Genomic DNA, 20,511 nt, shown 5'->3' with positions numbered 1-20,511 from the left:
AAGCTCAGTAAAATGAAATGGCCGAACCAAAAAGGTCCGGCCATTTCATACTGGAATAAACTCAAGGGCAAAGAGAGCCGATCCGGCTTTGGCCCTGCCTAGAAGCGACGCGGTGCTTCCGGTTTGTTTCCGACAATGCTGTCGATCCGCTCCAGCACGTCAGACGTCAGCTTGCTCTTGTGCGAGAGGGCCGCGAGATTGTCCTGCAGCTGGCTTGCGCGCGAGGCGCCGAGGATGACGGTCGAGACGTTCTTGTTGGCGAGGCACCAAAGAAGGGCGAGATGGGTGATCGACAGCCCGATCTCGTTCGAAAGCCTGGCAAGCTGACGCACCTGTTCCAGCTGGGCGCGACCAGCGTCGGTGGACCATTTTTCCTTCAGCCATTCGTAGCCCGGCAGGTTCATGCGGCTGTCGGCCGGTACGCCGTCATTGTATTTTCCTGTCAGAACGCCGGAAGCGAGCGGTGACCAGATGGTGGTGCCGAGGCCAATCAGGTCGTAGAGCGGAAGGTAATCTGCTTCGACCTTCTGACGTTCGAAGATGTTGTACTGCGGCTGCTCCATAGTCGGCGGTGTGATGCGCAGGTCACGGGCGACAGCGTAGGCTTCCGTCAGTTGCTGGGCAGACCATTCCGACGTTCCCCAGTAGAGCACCTTGCCCTGGGCAACGAGATCGTGCATCGCGCGGACCGTTTCTTCGATCGGAGTGTCAATATCCGGGCGGTGGCAGAAGTAGAGGTCGAGATAGTCGACCTGAAGCCGCTTGAGCGCCGCGTGGCAGGCGTCCGTCACATGCTTGCGCGACAAGCCGCGCTGCGTCGGCTTCTGACCACCCCAGAAGACCTTGCTCGAGACGACATAACTGTCGCGACTCCAGGCGAGCGATTTCAGCGCCTCGCCCATGACGATTTCGGATTTGCCGCTCTCGTAACCCTCGGCATTATCGAAGAAATTGATCCCGCTGTCGTAGGCGAGCTTCATGAGATCGACAGCGTCGCCGCCGTTGACCTGCTTGCCGAAAGTGACCCACGATCCGAAGGAGAACTCGCTCACTTTCAGACCCGACTTTCCCAAACGACGATATTCCATCACATATCTCCCAAAACTTATAAAATCTACCGCCCCCAAAATTGAGGTCGGCTTCGTAAAATCAGGCAATGGCTGATTGTGCGTAACCTATCTTATTGTCAATAATATGCGAGGCCTCGCAGTCACAAAGTCCTGCGTCCTATTGCATCACTTTTGTCCGTACCCTGTTCGGGCCTGCGGAGCAGAACCGCGCCTCACGCTAGTAACTGCAAGGGCGATCGTTGCCAAATCCGCCGAGGCAGGCCGGCCGGAGCCCAAAGTCGGTGCTTTGCGATCCATAGCCAACAGAGCCGGTCTGTATCGAACTATCCGAGCTTGTCGCACAGGACGAAGTAATGACCGCCACGATGACAGCTGATCCTATGATCAGCAGTTTTCGAAATTGGGACATTTTGATCTACCCCCAAACCGATAATCGGTGACACCGGACGCAGTGCATGTCGGTGTCGGCTAAGGAAATAGGCCAGTCCGGCTTTCCGAGAACGCCGCCGCCGATCAAGATTTCGTCATTTGCGCAGGCTGCTGCGATCGACCATCCGACTTTCATCCTCTGGCCGCGGCAAGGAGGCGGCTGGCGTTTTTCATGGCATCGGATACAACTTGCTACAAGTCAGCCTCTGAAGCCGGGATTTTCATGCAGGTTTTCGAAGCATTCCGTGTGCGCCGCCCCGTTTGCGCCGCCGTTATCGGTTTGCTGTTCGGTCCTGACGTCGTGATGGCCTATCTCGGACGCGGCCTGATGGCGATCGCCTATTTCGTCGGTGGGGTTTCGGTTACGGCCGGTTTGATCCGGCTCTTTATCACGCTTTCGATCCCGGGCGCTTACGGCTCGCTTATTGTGCTTGCCTGGCATTCGTTCGGCGCGATCCTCGGCTATCGTGTAGCGTACTCGCTCCCGAGCGACATTGCTTTTCCGTGGTACTCGCGCTGGCACAATATCGTGCTGCTTTTCTCGGCTGCGATCTTGCCTCTGGCTATGCTTGCCGGACGTTTCGCGTTCCCGGCGCTCGATTAATCCGTCGCTATTGGCTTCGCTGACAGTTTAAGCGTAGCGACGGATCGCCGCCACGCCGCCGCCCTCAGAAACGGGTTGCCCCAGCGAAGATTTCGGCCAGACGTTCGATCCCGGCCTGGTCGTCGGCATCGAAGCGGGCGGGAAGCGGGCTGTCCAGATCGATAACGCCGACGATCTCTTCGCCATTTCGGATCGGGACGACGAGTTCGGATCGGGATGCAGCGTCGCAGGCGATATGGCCAGGAAATGCATGGACATCTGCCACGAGGATCGAGGCGCGCTCCTTGACTGCCGTGCCGCATACGCCACGGCCGACAGGGATGCGCACACAGGCCGGCTTGCCCTGGAACGGTCCAAGGACGAGCTCCTGATCCTTAAGCAAATAGAAGCCCGCCCAGTTGAGATCGGGCATCATCTGGTACATCAGGGCCGACGTGTTGGCGGCGTTGGCGATCATGTCCGGCTCGCCTTCGAGCAGTCCCTGCAGCTGCTGGGCAAGCTCGCGGTAGAACTCGGCCTTGTTTTCCACTTCGATCGACGCCGCCTGAAACATTGTTACATCCACTTCCTGTCTCTGAGCCGCTGATATAGGTGGTCAGGCGGGTTTTGACAAACGGCCGATGAGGATATGGCAGTTGAATCGCGGCAGCGAATCCGGTCAGATTTCCACATGATGAAGACGATCAGAATATCGGCCGCACTGCTGTTGCGGAGCAACGGCGACACGCTTCTGGTGCGCAAGCGTGGCACGGCGGCCTTCATGCAGCCGGGCGGCAAGATCGAGCCGGGAGAGACGCCGGAGCAGGCACTGTCTCGAGAGCTGTCGGAAGAAATCGGCGTCACCGCAACGGCTGCCGAACTCGAATTCCTGGGCCAATTTCAGGCGCCGGCGGCCAACGAGCCGGATCATCTCGTCGTCGCCGAGGTCTTCGTGCTGCATGTGAAGGATGATGATATCAAAGCAACGGCGGAGATCGAGGAGGTCCGCTGGATATCGCCGTCGGAAGCGGGCGGGATCAATATGGCGCCGCTGACGGAACACCATATTCTACCATTCTACCGCCAACGGCAGAACCAGACGACCGGGCAAGGTGTCAGGCATCCGTCTTGCAGAAGCGGTCGGCCGGCAGATTGATGTCGCAGGATGCCGCTCTATTCTCCCAATGGATCAAGGGAGGATCGTGCCATGGCTTTCATTCATACCCCCGATGCATCCGCCAGCGAGAAGACGGCTTCGATGTACGCCTCGGCAGAAGCCAGCTACGGCTATCTGCCGAACATGTACCGGGCCTTCGGACACCGGCCAGAGGTGATGGAGCACTGGGGGACGCTGCTTGCCAGCATTCGCGGCCATATGAGCCAGCGGCGTTATGAGCTGGTGACGCTGGCGGCGGCCAGGGAACTCAAATCGTCCTACTGCATGCTTGCGCATGGTTCGGTGCTGCTGCGCGACGGCTTCACCAACGACAGCCTTTCGGCAGTCGCCGGCGGCAGCGAAAAAGCGCCCATCGATGCAGTCGAGCGGGCAATCATGGATTTTGCCGCCAAGGTGGCGCGCGATGCGACCTCGGTGACGCAGCAGGACATCGATGGCCTGAAGCGGCACGGGCTAAGCGACACGGAGATCTTCGATGTCACCGCAGCAGCATCAGCACGCTGCTTCTTCTCCAAGATGCTGGATGCGCTGGGTGCAGCACCCGATCATGCCTATGCCGAGCGGCTCGATCCCAAACTCCGTCAGAATCTCGCCATCGGCCGGCCGATAGAAGGGCTGAATTCGAACCACTCGTAGAAGCTCAGATCGCGCCGTTCTGGATTGGCCTTACTGTGCGGGCGGGTCTGCAAAATGCATAATCGCGAATTCGGCGATCCTCTGGCCGGCCTTGTCGGCATCATCGAGCACCGAAGGGAAAAGCTGCCAATGATGCGGCATTCCCGGCCAGACCTCGGCCGTCACGTCGACGCCGGCCTTTTGCGCCTTGTCGGCCAGCCGCAGCGTATCATCGAGCAGCAGCTCGCCGGAGCCGACCTGCAGCAGCAAGGGCGGAAAACCGGTGAGATTGGCATAAAGCGGAGAAATGTCGGGATCGGTCGGAGAATTGTTGCCGAGATAGGCCTTGCGCAGCGCATCCAGCGCATGCTTGTCCAGCATGGGATCGTTGGTGGCGTTCGCTGTGACCGATGCACCTGAGGCGGACAGATCGGTGATGGGGCTGAGTGCCACGACGCCTGCCGGCAGCGGCTGGCGGGAACGCATCTGCCGCAGCACGGCCTCGAGCGCGAGATTGCCGCCGGCGCCATCGCCCATCACCACGATATTTCCGTTGCTGTAGCCGCTTTCGAGCAGATAGCGATAGGCGGTGAGTGCGTCATTGACCTGTGCTGGATAGCCATATTCCGGCGCCAGGCGGTAATCGATAAGCAGCACATCGCTTGACGCAGCCTTGGCAAGCGAGCCTGCAAGCAGGCTGTGGCTACGGATGGAGCCACCGTAGAAGCCGCCCCCATGGATGAAAAGGATCACGCGCCGGCCGACCGGGTGATGAAGGCGCGCCGGCCAGATAAGTTCGGCATCGACCCCATCGGCGTCGACATGCCGGATCTGGATGCGCGTCGGCTCCGGCAGCGATTCCATGAAATCGCGAAAAGCGGTGCGCCGGTCACGCAGACTCACGGCGCCCTTGAAATGCTCCTGCCAGCGAGACACCAGTTTTTCGACCTGTTCATGCGAGGCAGGCGTCTGTGCCGGCATGTCCCGCGTCGACTTTTCCTGCGCGGCCACTGGAAAGGCAATTAGAACCGCAGCCGTAAAGGCCGACAGCATTGTTCGACGACACTCCACTTTCCACCAATTGCCAGCGGAAAAAACCGGCTTTCTCATTCGCCCCTCCGGCGCTGCTCTTCCTTCGTGCGGCGCATCTTCACCACTTCGCCACCGAGAGTCAAAAGGGAGTTTTGACTGATCACTGGAAGCTTTTCCTGCTCTGATTGGAACATTGTGACCAGGAAAGGCTCGGGATTCATAGCCTGCATTTCTAGTTGTGCTAGACTACTTTAAGGAGGGGATAATCATGGATAGAGCCGCCCTTATCGGAACGTGGCGCATGATCTCGTGGACACGAACCGTCGTTGCGACGGGGAAGGTGAGCGACGCCATGGGTGCCGATCCCATCGGATATATCGCCTATCACGCAGACGGCCGGATGATGGCCTTCGTTACCAACCGGCGCAGGCCGAAACCCAACGGCAAAGCGCCCAACGACAGTGAAAAGGCCGCACTCTTTGATACGATGCTGGCCTATACCGCCGAATATTCCCTGGAGGGTGACAAGGTGATCCATCACGTGGAGGCCGCCTGGAATCCGACATGGGAGCGGCCCCTTATCCGCCCTGTCCATATGGAGGGCGACATACTCGTCATCAGCGATGCACCCGGCACCGATCCTGTCACGGGAGAGGATGTTGTCTACCGATTGGAATTCTCCAAACTCTGACCACCAAGCATGTCGCGGCAGTTTCGCTTCCGACGCTTTGGATCCTCGTATCCACACACGTGGTTGGCACAAAACCACGGCACACTTTTGCGCGATTTGCCTTAGTCGCCGCGGATCGCGTCGATCACCGTCCGGAAACCCGCCGAAATATGCCGCCGGCTGGGATAGTAGAGATAAAGCGGCTCCTCCGGCTGGCACCATTCGTCGAGTACCTGGATAAGCTTGCCGCTTGCAATCAGCGGCGCCACCCTGCCCTCCCAGACGTAGGCTAGCGCCACGCCGCTCAAGGCAGCCGCTGTCATCAATTCGTGGTCGTCGAGCGAGAGCGGACCGGTCGGGTGGAAAGTGATGGCCTGGCCGTCCCTTTCAAAGTCCCAGGGGTAACGCGCGCCCGAGGGGAACATGTTCTGGATGCAGATATGGCGCTTCAGATCATGCGGCGTCTCAGGCTTCTGCCGTGTTTCGAAATAGGCGGGGGAGCCGACCACCACGAGGCGCATGCGCGGCTTGATGCGCACGGCGATCATGCCTTCCGTCACACGCTCGCCGAAACGAATGCCGGCATCGAAGCCTTCCTCGACAATATCCACCAGCCGATCAGTCGCCGCGATCTCGAGCTGCAGATTGGGATTCTTCATCAGGAGCGGCCCGATGACCTGGCCGACGACGAAGGGCGCAATGGAATTGCCGACATTGATACGAACGCGACCGAAAGGGGTATCGCGGAAACGGTTCAGCGCATCGAGTGCGGAATTGATCTCGCCGAAGGCCGGATCGAGATGGGAGCGAAGCAGTTCGCCGGCCTCCGTCAGCGAGACGCTGCGGGTCGTGCGGTTCAGCAACCGGATGCCGATGCGGTCCTCCAGGTTGAGGACAGCGTGGCTGATCGCAGAGGCGGTGACACCCCTCTCCTCTCCCGCCTTGCGGAAACTCTTGTGCCTGGCGACAGCGGCAAAGGCAGCCATTTCGGAAAGTTCGGTCGCTCTCATTAATGAATATCACTCATCATAGTCTCTCAAATAACAAATCTTATACATGAGCCGGATTTGCGTCAAATTCCCCTCCGTCAGCAGCGCACTGCTGAACGAACAGTCTCAAGGAAAGGGAATTGCCATGAAAGTCTGGTTTATCACAGGTGCATCGCGTGGTTTCGGCGCGCTGATGACCAAGGACGCTCTTGCTGCCGGCGACGCTGTCGTTGCCACCGCCCGCAACCCGAAGACCATCACCGAACAGTTCGGCGATCATCCGAACCTGCTTGCCGTCGCTCTCGACGTCACCAATGAAGGCCAGGCCAAAGAGGCCGCCGCTATTGCCGTTGCCCGCTTCGGCCGCATCGACATCCTCGCCAACAATGCCGGTTACGGCCTGCTCGGCGCCGTCGAGGAAGCAACGGCAGAGGAAATCGAGCGGATCTACGCCACCAACGTCTTCGGCCTCCTGAAGGTTACCCGCGCCGTGTTGCCCTATATGCGGCGCCAGCGCTCGGGCCATATCCTGAACTTCTCCTCGATTGGCGGCTATTACGGCTTTCCTGGCTGGGGCGTGTACGGCTCGACGAAGTTCGCCGTCGAAGGCCTGTCGGAATCGCTGGCGACCGAAGTCGAACCGTTCGGCATCAAGGTCACGATCATCGAGCCCGGCTTCTTCCGCACGGACTTCCTGCATGACAACTCGCTGGCGATCAGCCCGGCTTCCATCCCCGATTATGTCGGCACGCCGGCTGGCAACATGCGCGACTTTGCGGCGAGCGCCAACCACGCTCAACCGGGCGACCCCGCCAAGCTAACCGCCGGCATTATCGAATTGGTGAACACCGCCAACCCGCCGCTGCGCATGCCTTTCGGCAGCGATACGGTCGCCAAGATCGAAGAGGAACATGCCAGCGTGGAGAAGGAACTGGCTCAGTGGCGTCAGCTCGCGGTCTCCACGGACTTCGAACAGACGGCCTAAGACGGTCTGGCCTTTCACGACAACAACAAGCGTGCCTGTCGGCGCGCTTGTTTTCATTTCCGCGTGAAGAGCGTTCGAAAGGTCAAGATTTTCATTCGTCCTGCCACTTCGATGGCCTATGTCTACGCGTCATCACCAACAGGAAGAGACAGGAATGGCGAGCACATCGATCTGTATTTACGGAGCAGGCGCTCTTGGAGGCGCGATCGCCGTCAAGCTCGCAAGCCGGCTCGGCGACAATGCGGCCGTCTCCGTCGTTGCCCGTGGCGCGCACCTGGAAGCGATCCGGAAGAATGGTCTTTCCCTGCATGAAGCGGATTCGGACAAACCGCTCAACGTGCGGCTCACAGCAACCGACGATCCGACCACACTCCCACCGCAGGATCTCATCATCACCGGCCTCAAGGGCCATCAGCTGGGACCGGCGGCCGAGGGCATGGCCACGCTGCTGAAGGGCAATACCCGCGTTGTCATGGTGCTGAACGGGATTCCCTGGTGGTATTTTCATCGCGATACGCAAAGCGGCCATGCCGAGCTGCAGTTCGACGAACTGGATCCCGGCGGGAAACTGTGGCGCCTGATCGGCCCGGAACGAGTGATCGGCTGCGTGGCTATGCAAGGGGCGGAAGTCGTCAATCCAGGCGAGATCCGCCTGTCCAATAAAGGCCGTTTCGTGCTCGGCGAACCCTCCGGCGAAATGTCGGCCGATCTCGAATCCGTTGCCGGCCTCCTTGCCGGGGCCGACCTCAATGTCTCGACCACACAGCGCATTCGCGACGAGATCTGGAACAAGCTGACGGGCAATGCGGCGTTCAACCCGATCAGCGCACTGACGCGAGCTTTGATGACCGACATCATGGCCGATCCCGCGCTGTTCGAGATGGTCGGCAAGATCATGAACGAAGTGCGCGCGGTCGGCAGCGCGCTTGGCGCAAAATTCAGCATCAGCATCGAGGAAAGGCTCCAGCAATCGCGTCACATCGGCCCGGTGCGCACCTCGATGCTGCAGGATCTTCTCGCCGGCAAGGCGCTGGAAATCGTGCCGCTCGTCGGTATGGTCGTGGCACTCGGGCGTACAGCCAACGTGCCGACCCCCGTCTCGGAGGTCGTATTGGCGCTGGTGACGCAGCTCGACAAGGAAAACCAGCGCGGCGGCTGACGTCGCATCTTTATGTGATTCCTATATCTTCGATTTCCACTCCGAATGGATTTCCTATCGGAGGCGGCAGTAGCCTTTGCCACAACAGCAAAGGTTACCGCCATGCGAGACGTCATGTCCCCTCAATATCTGCCGCTTCGCCCGCATCGCATCACACGCGGCAATCGGCAAATGCGTGAGAAGCGCACGGCGCAGGCGCTGATGATCTTCGGCATCGTGCTCGCCTGCGTGGAACTCTACGTCATCCTCGGCTCGCTCTGAGGCCTTATCATGAACAATACCGGAAGACTGCGCCCGGGCGGCGCGATCACCGCGCTCGTTACGCCGTTCCACAACGGCGAGGTCGACGGGGCGGCACTGGAAGCTCTCGTTGAATGGCAGGTGCTGAGCGGCGTCGATGGACTCGCTCTTTGCACGGCGGCGGGTGAAGGGCTCAGCCTCTCACCGCAGGAACGCCGCATGGTGCTCGACATCTGCGTCCGGGCCGCGGCGGACCGTATTCCGGTGATCGCCGCGGCCGGTACCAATTGCACCGAAGGCACGATCGCCCTGATACGCGATGCGGAAGAATGCGGCGCGCGCGCCGTGCTTGTCACCGTGCCCTATTATTCCAAGCCGGGGCAAAAGGGCATTCTCCATCATTTCCAGCAAATCGCCGCTGCAAGCAATCTGCCAATTCTGGTCGAGAATGCACCATCACGCACTGCGAGTGATCTGACGGTGGAAACGCTGGGGCGATTGGCCGAGCTCGATGCGATTGTCGCCATCGTCGATGCGACCGGGGATATCGCCCGCTTCGCCAACCTGCCACCGGCACTGCGACATCGGTTCCGCTTCCTGTCCGGTCATGACGGCACGGCGCTTTCATTTCATCTTGCTGGTGGTGACGGCATCGTATCGGCGGCTGCCAATATCCTCCCGCGCCTCGTCACCTCGCTGCAGCAGGCGGCTTATGGGAGCTATATCTCCGCTGCACTTGCGCTCAGCGACAGGCTGCATCCTCTGCTGACGGCGCTTGGGTCGGAGAGTGATCCTGCCCTGCTGAAATACGCGCTGCAGGTGCTGCGCGGCGCGGAGGCCGATCTTCGCCTGCCACTCGTACCGGCCGACGCGGAAAGCCGCTTTGCGATCGTATCGGCGCTTTCTCCCTTTGTCGGTGGCGGCACCCCGCGCATCGCGCTATCCCTATGAGATTTTAATGTTTTTGCTTGCGGCGCCAAATGGAAACCCTATCCGCCCGCATCTATCTTGATGATCGTGACACCGCCGCAGCCATCTTACGGCGGTTGAGTTAGACTTCGAAAGGACAAACGATGTCACGCCTGACCGATACGCCTGCCAAGACTGACCCGCTGCAACGTGGCGAAAGCGCCTGTGCAGTTTCGGCTGATCCCTCTCATCCGCTGTTTGCCGGCCTGGTCGCCGTTGCACCGCGGCTCGGCGCCGTCATGGCTTTCGCCGGGCTCGTGCAGATGAGCTTCCAACTGATTTCCCAGTAAGCGCCGGACAGAGGATCACGACCATGGCAAATGCACAGCAACGCCGGCAGATTCCGGCTCCCGTCACAATCCGCCCCGCCCGCTTCACCGTCGGTCGCGACAAGGGCGGCCGCTGGATCGTCCAGGATCGCGAGGGACTGGTAGGCGGTCTCTTCATCAATGAAGCTGCAGCCCTCCATTTCGCGGCGGAAGAATGCAACCACAATCCGGATGAGATCTGCCGTGCGGCAACGGGCATCGTGCTCGATTTTGCACCTGTTGCGCGCAGCACCGGCAACATCCACTGAATACTGTGCCGTTCCTGCCATTTTGAAACAGCAGGAACGGCAACAGGCCGAGGATTTCCAACTTTTCCTTAACCGCCAGCCTGATAGAGTCCCGCTTGCAGAGACTACATATGCCGCGAGACCGATGCCGAAACCGAACTTCCGCTTCACCCATTACGATATCAAGGAACAGCGCGCCGGAACGATTGTCGAGGTGTCACTGAGCGCCGTGAACAATGTGCGGCTGATGACGGCTCCTAATTTTCAGCGGTTCACCGAAGTGCTCGATTTCAAATATATCGGCGGCGTCGCGCGCAAGTCACCGGTCAGGCTCGCCATCCCCGAAAACGGCCACTGGCATATCGTTGTCGACATGGAAGGCCATCATGGGCTGGCGGATTCTTCCGTCAAGCTGATCGCTGCTCCAGCAGCACAGAAGCGCGCCTGATTTTAGCGCAGCCCAATTTCAGCGCGGCCCGTTTTCAGCGCGGATTGCGCTCCTTGCGAAGTTTTGCCCACCAATCCAGCCGTTTGCGAATCTCGCGTTCGAAACCGCGTTCCGGCGGATCGTAAAAAGTCTGGCGACCCATCTTTTCGGGAAAATAATCCTGACCTGAAAAGGCATCCGGCTCATCGTGATCGTAGCGGTAGCCTTCGCCATATCCCTCACCCTTCATCAGCTTCGTCGGCGCGTTGAGGATATGCTTCGGCGGCAGCAGCGAGCCGTTCTGCTTGGCGGCGATCGTCGCTGCCTTGAAGGCGGTATAGACGGCATTGGATTTCGGGGCGGTCGCAAGATAAACGCAGGCTTGCGCAAACGCCAGCTCGCCTTCCGGCGAACCGAGATAGTCATAGGCATCCTTGGCGGCGTTGCAAATGACCAGGGCCTGCGGATCGGCAAGCCCGATATCCTCCACAGCCATGCGCACCAGCCGCCGTCCGAGATAGAGCGGATCCTCGCCGGCATCGAACATGCGGGCGAGATAATAGAGCGCGGCGTCAGGGTCGGAGCCGCGGACCGACTTGTGAAGCGCCGAGATCAGATTGTAATGACCGTCCTGCGCCTTGTCATAGACCGGGGCTCGGCGCTGGACGATGCGCGTCAACCCCTCGGTATCGAAAATCTCGCCCTCGCGGGCGGCGCGCCAGACTTCCTCAGCCAGCGTCAGAACCGCCCGGCCGTCGCCATCGGCCATGCGGATCAGGCTGGCGCGCGCATCCTCGGTCAGCGGCAACGGCCTGCTCTCGACCGTCTCGGCGCGTTTCAGCAGTTCCTCGAGGCTGTCTTCATCATGCGACTTGAAGGTTAGTACGCGGGCGCGCGACAAGAGAGCGGCGTTGAGTTCGAAGGACGGGTTTTCCGTCGTGGCGCCAACGAGAATGACCGTGCCATCCTCCATGACCGGCAGGAAACTATCCTGCTGGGCGCGGTTGAAGCGATGGATCTCGTCGACGAAAAGCAGCGTCTGGCGGCCGTCCATGCGGCGCATACGGGCTGCTTCAAAAACCTTCTTCAGATCGGCGACACCGGAGAAAATTGCCGATATCTGTTCGAAGGCCAGGCCCGCCTCGCCTGACAGCAGCCTCGCGACTGTCGTCTTGCCCGTACCGGGTGGCCCCCAGAAGATCATGGAGCCGAGAGAGCCGCTCTCGATCATGCGGCGCAGAACGCCATCCTCACCGGTCAGATGTTCCTGACCGGTGACTTCGCCAAGCGTCTTCGGCCGCAGACGATCGGCAAGCGGCCGCCGGCTGGCGACCTCTTCCGGAACACGCGGCGCGAAGAGGTCATCACTCATCGGAAGAACTGCCTGATGCGCTGACCATCGCGTTCGATCTCGACCCGCCAGAGGCTGGGATCGGAATCGGCGATCTCCTGCAGGTCACGGCTGGTTTTGACTTCGGCCCCATTGATGGACACGACGATATCCTTCGGCTCGAAGCCGAGCCGGGAAGCGGGAGAACCGCCCTCGACGTCGGAGATGACCACACCCGTCGAATCGAGCGGCATCCTCAGTTCATCGGCCACGCGCGGCGAAAGGTTTTCCACGACTGCGCCGGTAAAGGGCGTATGTCCGCCGATCGTGCGCTGATCGCGGGGCTGGGTTTCCGGCGCACGGGCAAGTGCAAGCACTATCTGCTGCTCACGCCCGTTTTCCATGACCGTCAGGTTGACCGACTTGCCGAGGCCAGCTGTCGTCAATCGATAAAGAAGTGCATCCGGATGCTCCACCGAGACGCCATCGACTGCAGTGATGACCTCGCCCGCCTTGAGGCCGGACTTGGCTGCCGGGCTATCCGCAGTGACCTTGGCGATCAGCGCGCCGCGTGCCTTGTCGAGGCCGAGCGCGTCTGCGACCTCAGAGGTCACCGGATCGAAGGTAGCGCCGATATAGGGCCGCTCGAAGGACTTGACGCCTGAATCGGCAGAGGTGAGAAAAACCTTGACCAGATTGGCGGGGATGGCAAAGCCGATACCGTTCGATCCGCCGCCGCGGGAAAAGATCGCGGTGTTAATGCCGATCAGTTCGCCTTTCATGTTCATCAGCGCGCCGCCGGAATTGCCGGGATTGATCGACGCATCTGTCTGGATGAAGAAACCGAACTCGTTCTTGACCACCTGGTTGCGGGCAAGTGCCGAAACGATACCGCTGGTGACGGTCTGGCCGACGCCGAAAGGATTGCCGATCGCCAGCACGAGATCGCCGACTTCCACTGCATCGGAATTGCCGATCGGCAGTGTCGGGAAATCCGCCTTGCTATCGATCTTCAAGACCGCGAGATCGAGGCGGTCGTCACGCAGAACGACCTTGCAGGGGAATTCGCGACCGTCCGACAGCGCCACCTTGATGTCGTCGGCACCCTCGACGACATGATTGTTCGTCACGACGGTCCCGTTCGCCTCGACGATGACGCCGGAGCCGAGCGAAGACTGCTTTTCGGAGCGGTTCGGCATCTGCTGACCGAAGAACTGCTCGAAAAAGGGATCGCCGGCAAAGGGCGACTGCCGCTGAACAGTCTTTTCAGCATAGACATTCACGACAGCGCCCGAGGTCTGCTTGACCAGCGGCGCGAAAGAAAGCTGCATCTGCATCTGGCTTTCCGGCACTGTCTTGGTCTGCGCCTGTGCGTAGGCGGGCAGCAGGAGCGTTAGTGCCAGAAGCGAAACGGAGGCGTGCTTGGACAGGCCTTGCATGGGAATCCTTTTGAAATGCTCTTACGAAAAATGTTGTAGCGCCCGACGCTAGAAAGGAAAGGGGGCGGAAGCATGGAAGGTAGAGGCATCGCGGATTTGGGAATTTGAATCAGCAAAATCAAGCAGGTTACTGATATCTAAGCTCAAATGCAGGACGCAGTCACCGATCAGGGACATCAGCTTGGAAGCAGGCCGATGGGTTCGATCCTTGCCGTAAGACGGAGTTGCATCATCTTTGCCGTTAGGCCGAAACAGAGTGCCCTTACAATTGGAGTGACTATGAAGACCACCATCCTATCCGCTGCCATCTGCGCCACCCTCTTCGCCCTGGCACCGAATGGCGCACGGGCGGCAAGCTTCAACTGCGATGCGAAGGAGTTGCTGCCGGATGAGAAGGTGATCTGTGAGGACCGGTCGCTCAACGATGCCGATGTGAAGATGGTGACGACTTTCGAGCTGCTGTCGGGTCTGCTGGCCATGGGTGCGCGCGGTACGCTGCAGGATGAGCAGACCGCATGGCTCAAGAAGCGGCAGGCCTGTGGCGCGGATGCCGCCTGCATTGGCGCGGCCTATCAGGATCGGTTGAAGCAGCTCGGCGAGACCTACAAGAACATCAATCGCCCGCTCTGAGGATGTTCAGCCCTGATCTCTTCCGCTCTGGAACTCGGCGATCATTTCGTTGATGAGACCGGCTGCCTGGTGAAGCCGGTCCTCGCCGTAGTTGAACCCATGTTCGTTCGCCCAGACCGTCTGTCGCGCTGCGATATCAGCAAGAGCGCTCTTGCCCGCCTCCGTCAGTTCCATGAGTTTGGCGCGCTGGTGCACGGGATTGACGCGATAGGCAATCAGCCCCTCGCCTTCCAGGAGATCGGCGATACGCTGCACACCCTGACGTGCGAGGCCAAGCGCACGCGCAGCATCTGCAACCGACATGGGCGCATGGTCGGCCGCGGCGAGCACCTGCCAGCGCGCGCTGGTCTGCCCCGCGGGCCTGGCAAGCGCATCGCCTTCCGTCTGCAAGTGGGCCGAGAGCCGGATCACGGCGATGGAAAGAGCGGCAAAAGCATCGCCTTCAGGCGTTCGTTTCTTGATCATGTTGACAACATATTGTCATTCGTTGATAATGACAATATGTTGTCATATCGCATGGCTATGCGCAAGGAGGAGCACATGAAGAAGACCTATCACGGAAGCTGCCATTGCGGCCGGATCCGCTACGAGGCCGATATCGACATTCAGGCCGGGACGGGAAAGTGCAATTGCTCGATCTGCTGGAAGCTCCGCTACTGGGGCACGAACATCAAGCCAGAGGATTTCCGCCTCTTGTGCGAGGAGACAGGCATCAGCGATTACCAGTTCGGAACCTTCTCGGGCCATCATCGCTTCTGCGCCAATTGCGGGGTGCCTGCATATGGCGACGGTTACATCGAGGCAATGGGCGGCGCCTATGTCTCGATCAATCTTGCCTGCCTTGACGATCTCGATCCCGCCGAGCTTGTGGAGGCGCCGGTGCAATATTTCGACGGCAGGAACAACAGCTGGTGGACCGTTCCGGCCGAGACGAGACATCTCTGAAAAAGAAAGAGCAGCTGACTCTTAATCAGCTGCTCCAACTAATCTGCGAAAAGCCGGATTATCGCGCGTTCAGATCGCGAACGGCGCCGCGGTCGGCGCTGGTTGCGAAGGCCGCATAGGCCTTGAGCGCGGTCGAGACGTTGCGCTTGCGCGGCTCGGCCGGGTGCCAGCCCTTCTGATCCTGCTCGGCGCGGCGGGCGGCAAGTTCCGCCTCGTCGACACGCAGGCTGATCGTACGGTTCGGGATATCGATATCGATCATGTCGCCTTCGCGCACCAGGCCGATCGTGCCGCCGTTTGCCGCTTCCGGCGAAGCATGGCCGATCGAAAGACCTGAGGTGCCGCCGGAGAACCGGCCGTCGGTGATCAGCGCACAAGCCTTGCCGAGGCCCTTCGACTTCAGATAGCTCGTCGGATAGAGCATTTCCTGCATGCCGGGGCCGCCCTTGGGGCCCTCGTAGCGGATCACGACGACATCGCCGGCCTTGACCTCATTGGCGAGGATCGCCTTGACGGAAGCATCCTGGCTTTCGAAAACGCGGGCCGGGCCAGAGAATTTCAGGATCGATTCATCGACACCTGCGGTCTTCACGATGCAGCCGTCCACCGCCAGATTGCCCTTGAGGACAGCAAGGCCGCCATCTTTGGAGAAGGGATGTTCCACGGAACGAATGACTCCGCCTACGCGGTCGGTATCGAGTTCGTCCCAGCGGGCTTCCTGGCTGAAGGCAACCTGTGTCGGTATGCCGCCGGGAGCGGCACGGTAGAAGTTGCGGACGGTATCGCTGTTGGTGCGGGTAATATCCCAACGATCGATCGCATCGCCGAGCGTCTCGGCATGAACCGTCGGGCAGTCGCGATTGAGGAGGCCACCCTTCTCGAGCTCACCGAGGATCGACATGATGCCGCCGGCGCGGTGAACATCTTCCATGTGAACATCAGACTTGGCGGGCGCGACCTTGGAAAGGCAGGGAACGCGGCGCGACAGCGCGTCGATGTCGGCCATGGTAAAATCCACCTCGCCTTCATGCGCGGCTGCGAGGATGTGCAGAACCGTATTGGTGGAGCCGCCCATGGCGATATCGAGCGCCATGGCATTCTCGAAAGCCTGTTTGGAGGCAATCACGCGCGGCAGGGCCTTCTCGTCTTCCTGCTCGTAATAACGACGAGCGAGATCGACGATCAGGTGGCCGGCTTCAACGAAGAGGCGCTTGCGGTCGGCATGCGTTGCAAGCGTCGAGCCGTTGCCGGGCAGCGAAAGGCCGAGCGCTTCCGTCAGGCAGTTCATGGAGTTTGCGGTGAACATGCCGGAGCATGAACCGCAGGTCGGACAGGCCGAACGCTCGATGACCTTGACGTCTTCATCGGAAATCTTGTCATCGGCAGCCGCGACCATGGCGTCAACGAGGTCGAGCGCATGGGTCTTGCCATGCAGGACGACCTTGCCGGCTTCCATCGGGCCGCCGGAGACGAAGACCGTGGGTATGTTGAGGCGCAGCGAAGCCATCAGCATGCCGGGTGTGATCTTATCGCAGTTGGAGATGCAGACCATGGCGTCGGCACAGTGCGCATTGACCATGTATTCGACGCTATCGGCGATCAACTCGCGCGAGGGCAGCGAATAGAGCATCCCGTCATGGCCCATGGCGATGCCGTCATCGACGGCAATTGTGTTAAACTCCTTGGCCACACCGCCGGCCGCTTCGATTTCGCGGGCGACCAGCTGGCCGAGATCCTTGAGGTGCACGTGGCCGGGCACGAACTGCGTGAAGGAGTTGACCACAGCGATAATCGGCTTGCCGAAATCAGAATCCTTCATGCCCGTGGCGCGCCAAAGGCCGCGCGCGCCCGCCATGTTGCGGCCGTGGGTGGTGGTTCTGGAACGATAAGCTGGCATCGGTGTCTTCCTCAATATCCAGGAATTGTCTGGCGATGCTGGGCGGCAAGGGATTTGCGAAGGCCAGGCAGTCGCTGCTTTTTGGAATTGTCCTAATCCAATCGGCCCAAGCTGTCACTACCGCGAATGCCCAAAGCGGTACGGGCTGCACCATCAGGCACATACGGATGCCAAGGCACTTTTGTTACCGTCTATTCCATCACGGACGAACACAAAAAATTGGCTTTTCGTCCCTAAGATTCAAGGCATACACACTGATCCAAAGCGCGCTATCTGCGTCTAAAGATTCACGGGTCGCCCCGCCCAGGAGGAATTCGAATGCCAGCCTATCGTCCGCCCAAAATCCGCTCCTCGGAGATCACACCGCGCGAGGCCTACCTGAAGCGCCGGGAATTTCTCGGCGCTGCGACGTTTGGCGCGATGGCGCTCTACGGCGCCGGCAAGGCGAGTGCGGCAGCGCTTACGACCGTCAAGAGCAAGTACACGGTCGACGACAAGCTGACGCCGATCAAAGACGTGACCACCTACAACAACTTTTACGAATTCGGCCTCGACAAGGGCGATCCTGCGGCACTCTCCGGCAAATTCAAGCCGCTGCCCTGGACGATCAAGGTCGGCGGCATGGTCAACAAGCCCGGCACCTTCGATATCGAGGCGCTGATGAAGGAGTTCCCGATCGAGGAGCGCGTCTATCGCATGCGCTGCGTGGAGGCCTGGTCGATGGTCATTCCGTGGGACGGCTTTCCGCTCGCGTCGCTTCTCGACAAGGTAGAGCCGCAGGGCAGCGCCAAATATGTCGCCTTCGAGACGGTCGTGCGCCCGGAGGAGATGCCCGGCCAGGCCGGCCTCTTCCAGTCGCTGAACTGGCCCTATGTCGAGGGCCTGCGCATGGATGAGGCGCGCCACCCGCTGACGCTGCTCGCCGTCGGGCTCTATGGCGAAACGCTGCCGAACCAGAATGGCGCGCCGGTGCGCCTCGTCGTGCCGTGGAAATACGGCTTCAAGGGCATCAAATCGATCGTGCGCATCACGCTGACCGACCAGCAGCCGAAGAATACCTGGCAGGTCACCAATCCGCAGGAGTACGGCTTCTATGCCAACGTCAATCCTGCTGTCGACCATCCGCGCTGGAGCCAGGCGACCGAGCGGCGCATCGGCGAAAGCGGCTTTTTCGGCGCCAGTCGGCACCCCACCCTGCCCTTCAACGGCTATGCCGACGAAGTTGCCAGCCTCTACGACGGCATGGATCTGAGGGTGAATTTCTGATGACGGCGTTTTCGCTCGCCATTCCGAAGCGCTGGCAGCCTGCCTCCGTCTGGCTGCTCTATGTCGTCGGGCTCGTGCCCGCCGCCTGGTATTTCTACCTCGGCGCGACGGATCAGCTCGGCGCCGATCCGGTGAAGACATTCGAGCTCTTTCTCGGCATCTGGACGATTCGTTTCCTGATCCTGACGCTTGCCGTCACCCCTGCCCGCGACCTTCTCGGCTGGAATTACCTGCGCTATCGCCGCGCGCTCGGTCTTCTGACCTTCTACTACGCGCTGATGCATTTCACCGTCTACATGGTACTCGATCAGGCGCTGGATATCGCTGCTGTCATCGACGACGTTGTGAAGCGTCCCTTCATCATGTTCGGCATGGGTGCATTGGCGATGCTCGTCCCGCTTGCCATCACATCCAACAATTTCTCGATCCGCAGGCTTGGCAAGAACTGGATCTGGCTCCATCGTCTCGTCTACATCATCGGTGCCTCAGCCGCGCTGCACTTTGCGCTATCGACGAAGATCCTCGACCTCGAGCAGTATACTTATATCGGACTGATCATCGCTCTCATTCTCTACCGCTCCTACAAGCCGATCGGGCGGAACCGCAAGAAGGGACAAGTGCGGCCACGCGAGCGTACCGCAGCATCGACAGCGTCTTAAAGGTCTGCGTCGACCTGCAAAGACGATGATGACCTGCGCGCGGGGTCAAGCCCGTAAGCGACTGCGATCCCGATAGTGTATGCGACGATATTCCAGAGCGAGAATACCCGCCCCAACAGCAAGGCACCCGCGGTCGTCAGTCGAAAGGCATCCAGCCAGGGCGCATGATATAGACGGAACAGCTCGACGCAGATGGCGGCAACAAGCGCGTCGCGGTAATTGCCGCGGGTCGAATTCCGCTATGGAGACCCGCAATCACAACGGCCAGCAGGAAATAGACCATCGCCCCCCAGAGCAGTGATCCACCATATTTGACGAAGACGAAGGGCAAATCGACGGAATAGCCGAAGCGCCTGAGCATCAGGCCCGAAATGATGATCAGGAATAGCGCTGCGAGGCGCTGCAACTGCCTGCCTTGAATCATACCGCTCAATTGCAATCGACCACCATGATCTCAACTGATTTGAACGCCTATTTGCGAAGCAGCAAATTATCAAGCTGGTGCTGTCCTGGCTTAACCGAGCCTGATAGCTTCCTACTGCTTCGAAACGAATCCGGATCAGTCGCAAGAAAATGCCTAGAGTTGCCGCGCTTCAAGGATTGCTTCCTCTACTGGACAAGCATCTGATCGACCAACCGGCCGATCTTGCGCGCAGCGGCATTGAACGTTTCGTCGTCGAATTCTTCTATTTCGGCGTCAAGGAAGCCCGGGCCTGCCTCTTCGCGGGTCTGTTTTTTCTGTCGGTTTTTCTGGTGCCGCGTGCAGGCATCATCGGCATCCCGCGCTACGATCTGCTGCTGATCATCGCTCTTGCCATCCAGACATGGATGGTCTGGGCAAAACTCGAAACCATCGACGAATTGAAGGTGATCTCGGTCTTCCATCTGGTCGGTTTTGCGCTGGAGGTCTTCAAGACCTCCGGCAACGCGCCATCATGGAGCTATCCCGATTTCGCCTACACCAAGCTGTTTGGCGTGCCGCTCTTTTCAGGCTTCATGTATGCGGCTGTCGGCAGCTATGTCATTCAGGCCTGGCGCCTTTTTGATCTGCGCGTGAGACATCACCCACCTTACTGGATGGCCGGGCTGATGGCCTTGGCAATCTATGCCAACTTCTTCACACATCACTATATCGGGGACTATCGCTGGTACATTGCCGCCTGCACGCTCGGCCTCTATGCGCGAACGACCGTGGTCTTCAGACCCTATGATCGGGACCGCAATATGCCCCTGCTTCTCGCCTTCGGCCTGATCGGCTTCTTCATCTGGCTTGCAGAGAACATCAGCACCTTCTTCGGCGTGTGGCGCTATCCGAACCAGATCGGCGCCTGGTCGACCGTGCACATCGGCAAATGGAGTTCGTGGTGCCTGCTGGTAATCATGACGTTCACGATCGTCGCCAATCTGAAGCACATCAAACACAAGATCCACGTGCCCGATTGAA

Annotated in this window: 25 protein-coding genes and 1 pseudogene; 16 read left to right on the top strand and 10 right to left on the bottom strand. The window is 59.8% G+C overall.

Features of this window, described 5'->3' with window-relative positions:
* Positions 1-98: 98 nt before the first annotated feature.
* Positions 99-1,088, bottom strand: a complete 990-nt coding sequence (locus LVY75_17445) for an aldo/keto reductase (GenBank protein ID XAZ24963.1) — start codon at positions 1,086-1,088, stop codon at positions 99-101.
* Positions 1,089-1,287: 199 nt separating this feature from the next.
* A complete protein-coding gene (locus tag LVY75_17440) occupies positions 1,288-1,479 on the bottom strand; it encodes a hypothetical protein (protein XAZ24962.1) in 192 nt (63 codons plus the stop codon).
* Between the two features lie 192 nt (positions 1,480-1,671).
* Between LVY75_17440 and LVY75_17435 the strand changes: the two genes are divergently transcribed.
* Positions 1,672-2,103, top strand: a complete 432-nt coding sequence (locus tag LVY75_17435; protein XAZ24961.1) for a hypothetical protein — start codon at positions 1,672-1,674, stop codon at positions 2,101-2,103.
* A gap of 64 nt (positions 2,104-2,167) precedes the next feature.
* On the opposite strand, the gene LVY75_17430 is transcribed toward LVY75_17435, so the two are convergent.
* Entirely contained in the window at positions 2,168-2,656 is a 489-nt protein-coding gene (locus LVY75_17430; protein ID XAZ24960.1) for a GAF domain-containing protein, read from the bottom strand.
* A gap of 117 nt (positions 2,657-2,773) precedes the next feature.
* On the opposite strand from LVY75_17430, the gene LVY75_17425 reads away from it, so the two are divergent.
* Positions 2,774-3,238 carry an NUDIX domain-containing protein gene (locus LVY75_17425; GenBank protein ID XAZ24959.1) on the top strand — a complete coding sequence of 155 codons (465 nt, stop codon included), beginning with the start codon at positions 2,774-2,776 and terminating at the stop codon, positions 3,236-3,238.
* 51 nt (positions 3,239-3,289) lie between these two features.
* Positions 3,290-3,895 carry a carboxymuconolactone decarboxylase family protein gene (locus tag LVY75_17420; protein XAZ24958.1) on the top strand — a complete coding sequence of 202 codons (606 nt, stop codon included), beginning with the start codon at positions 3,290-3,292 and terminating at the stop codon, positions 3,893-3,895.
* 30 nt (positions 3,896-3,925) lie between these two features.
* Here the strand turns inward: LVY75_17420 and LVY75_17415 are convergent, their stop codons facing one another.
* Positions 3,926-4,855 carry an alpha/beta hydrolase gene (locus tag LVY75_17415; protein XAZ25746.1) on the bottom strand — a complete coding sequence of 310 codons (930 nt, stop codon included), beginning with the start codon at positions 4,853-4,855 and terminating at the stop codon, positions 3,926-3,928.
* Positions 4,856-5,174: 319 nt separating this feature from the next.
* On the opposite strand from LVY75_17415, the gene LVY75_17410 reads away from it, so the two are divergent.
* The gene (locus tag LVY75_17410) at positions 5,175-5,597 is read left to right on the top strand and encodes a lipocalin-like domain-containing protein (GenBank protein ID XAZ24957.1); all 423 of its coding nucleotides are present in this window, start codon (positions 5,175-5,177) and stop codon (positions 5,595-5,597) included.
* 101 nt (positions 5,598-5,698) lie between these two features.
* Here LVY75_17410 and LVY75_17405 read toward each other — a convergent pair whose 3' ends face one another.
* Positions 5,699-6,586: a LysR family transcriptional regulator gene (locus tag LVY75_17405; protein XAZ24956.1), complete on the bottom strand. Its 888-nt coding sequence runs from the start codon at positions 6,584-6,586 to the stop codon at positions 5,699-5,701.
* Between the two features lie 124 nt (positions 6,587-6,710).
* Between LVY75_17405 and LVY75_17400 the strand changes: the two genes are divergently transcribed.
* From LVY75_17400 to LVY75_17370, 7 genes are all read left to right on the top strand, one after another.
* Positions 6,711-7,550, top strand: a complete 840-nt coding sequence (locus tag LVY75_17400; protein XAZ24955.1) for an oxidoreductase — start codon at positions 6,711-6,713, stop codon at positions 7,548-7,550.
* Between the two features lie 154 nt (positions 7,551-7,704).
* A complete protein-coding gene (locus tag LVY75_17395) occupies positions 7,705-8,709 on the top strand; it encodes a 2-dehydropantoate 2-reductase (protein ID XAZ24954.1) in 1,005 nt (334 codons plus the stop codon).
* A 114-nt stretch (positions 8,710-8,823) separates the two neighbouring features.
* A complete protein-coding gene (locus tag LVY75_17390) occupies positions 8,824-8,970 on the top strand; it encodes a hypothetical protein (protein ID XAZ24953.1) in 147 nt (48 codons plus the stop codon).
* Positions 8,971-8,979: 9 nt separating this feature from the next.
* Positions 8,980-9,900: a 4-hydroxy-tetrahydrodipicolinate synthase gene (dapA, locus tag LVY75_17385; protein XAZ24952.1), complete on the top strand. Its 921-nt coding sequence runs from the start codon at positions 8,980-8,982 to the stop codon at positions 9,898-9,900.
* A gap of 122 nt (positions 9,901-10,022) precedes the next feature.
* A complete protein-coding gene (locus LVY75_17380) occupies positions 10,023-10,208 on the top strand; it encodes a hypothetical protein (protein XAZ24951.1) in 186 nt (61 codons plus the stop codon).
* 23 nt (positions 10,209-10,231) lie between these two features.
* On the top strand, positions 10,232-10,495 hold the full coding sequence (locus tag LVY75_17375; GenBank protein XAZ24950.1) for a hypothetical protein: 264 nt from the start codon (positions 10,232-10,234) through the stop codon (positions 10,493-10,495).
* Between the two features lie 124 nt (positions 10,496-10,619).
* Complete coding sequence (locus LVY75_17370) at positions 10,620-10,922, top strand: DUF1883 domain-containing protein (GenBank protein XAZ24949.1); 303 nt, start codon at positions 10,620-10,622, stop codon at positions 10,920-10,922.
* A 34-nt stretch (positions 10,923-10,956) separates the two neighbouring features.
* On the opposite strand, the gene LVY75_17365 is transcribed toward LVY75_17370, so the two are convergent.
* Positions 10,957-12,273 carry a replication-associated recombination protein A gene (locus LVY75_17365; GenBank protein ID XAZ24948.1) on the bottom strand — a complete coding sequence of 439 codons (1,317 nt, stop codon included), beginning with the start codon at positions 12,271-12,273 and terminating at the stop codon, positions 10,957-10,959.
* Positions 12,270-13,670 carry a DegQ family serine endoprotease gene (locus LVY75_17360; GenBank protein XAZ24947.1) on the bottom strand — a complete coding sequence of 467 codons (1,401 nt, stop codon included), beginning with the start codon at positions 13,668-13,670 and terminating at the stop codon, positions 12,270-12,272. The genes LVY75_17365 and LVY75_17360 overlap by 4 nt, the downstream gene beginning before the upstream one ends.
* 279 nt (positions 13,671-13,949) lie before the next feature.
* On the opposite strand from LVY75_17360, the gene LVY75_17355 reads away from it, so the two are divergent.
* Positions 13,950-14,300: a hypothetical protein gene (locus LVY75_17355; GenBank protein XAZ24946.1), complete on the top strand. Its 351-nt coding sequence runs from the start codon at positions 13,950-13,952 to the stop codon at positions 14,298-14,300.
* 6 nt (positions 14,301-14,306) lie between these two features.
* Here LVY75_17355 and LVY75_17350 read toward each other — a convergent pair whose 3' ends face one another.
* Complete coding sequence (locus tag LVY75_17350) at positions 14,307-14,765, bottom strand: MarR family transcriptional regulator (protein ID XAZ24945.1); 459 nt, start codon at positions 14,763-14,765, stop codon at positions 14,307-14,309.
* Positions 14,766-14,840: 75 nt separating this feature from the next.
* Between LVY75_17350 and LVY75_17345 the strand changes: the two genes are divergently transcribed.
* Positions 14,841-15,245 carry a GFA family protein gene (locus LVY75_17345; protein XAZ24944.1) on the top strand — a complete coding sequence of 135 codons (405 nt, stop codon included), beginning with the start codon at positions 14,841-14,843 and terminating at the stop codon, positions 15,243-15,245.
* A 58-nt stretch (positions 15,246-15,303) separates the two neighbouring features.
* Here LVY75_17345 and ilvD read toward each other — a convergent pair whose 3' ends face one another.
* On the bottom strand, positions 15,304-17,142 hold the full coding sequence (gene ilvD / locus LVY75_17340; GenBank protein ID XAZ24943.1) for a dihydroxy-acid dehydratase: 1,839 nt from the start codon (positions 17,140-17,142) through the stop codon (positions 15,304-15,306).
* A gap of 318 nt (positions 17,143-17,460) precedes the next feature.
* Between ilvD and msrP the strand changes: the two genes are divergently transcribed.
* Positions 17,461-18,408 (top strand): protein-methionine-sulfoxide reductase catalytic subunit MsrP, encoded by a 948-nt coding sequence (gene msrP, locus LVY75_17335; GenBank protein XAZ24942.1) that lies wholly within the window; start codon positions 17,461-17,463, stop codon positions 18,406-18,408.
* The gene (gene msrQ, locus LVY75_17330) at positions 18,408-19,067 is read left to right on the top strand and encodes a protein-methionine-sulfoxide reductase heme-binding subunit MsrQ (protein ID XAZ24941.1); all 660 of its coding nucleotides are present in this window, start codon (positions 18,408-18,410) and stop codon (positions 19,065-19,067) included. The genes msrP and msrQ overlap by 1 nt, the downstream gene beginning before the upstream one ends.
* Here the strand turns inward: msrQ and LVY75_17325 are convergent.
* A pseudogene (locus LVY75_17325) lies at positions 19,064-19,491 on the bottom strand (DUF2809 domain-containing protein). The gene msrQ and the pseudogene LVY75_17325 overlap by 4 nt on opposite strands.
* Before the next feature lie 149 nt (positions 19,492-19,640).
* Here LVY75_17325 and LVY75_17320 point away from each other — a divergent pair.
* Entirely contained in the window at positions 19,641-20,510 is an 870-nt protein-coding gene (locus LVY75_17320) for a DUF817 domain-containing protein (GenBank protein XAZ24940.1), read from the top strand.
* The last annotated feature ends 1 nt before the right edge of the window (position 20,511 follow it).

Origin of the sequence: Sinorhizobium sp. B11 (assembly GCA_039725955.1) — a bacterium.
Classification (GTDB): Bacteria; Pseudomonadota; Alphaproteobacteria; order Rhizobiales; family Rhizobiaceae; genus Rhizobium.
This window is presented reverse-complemented; position numbering and strand designations above follow the sequence as displayed.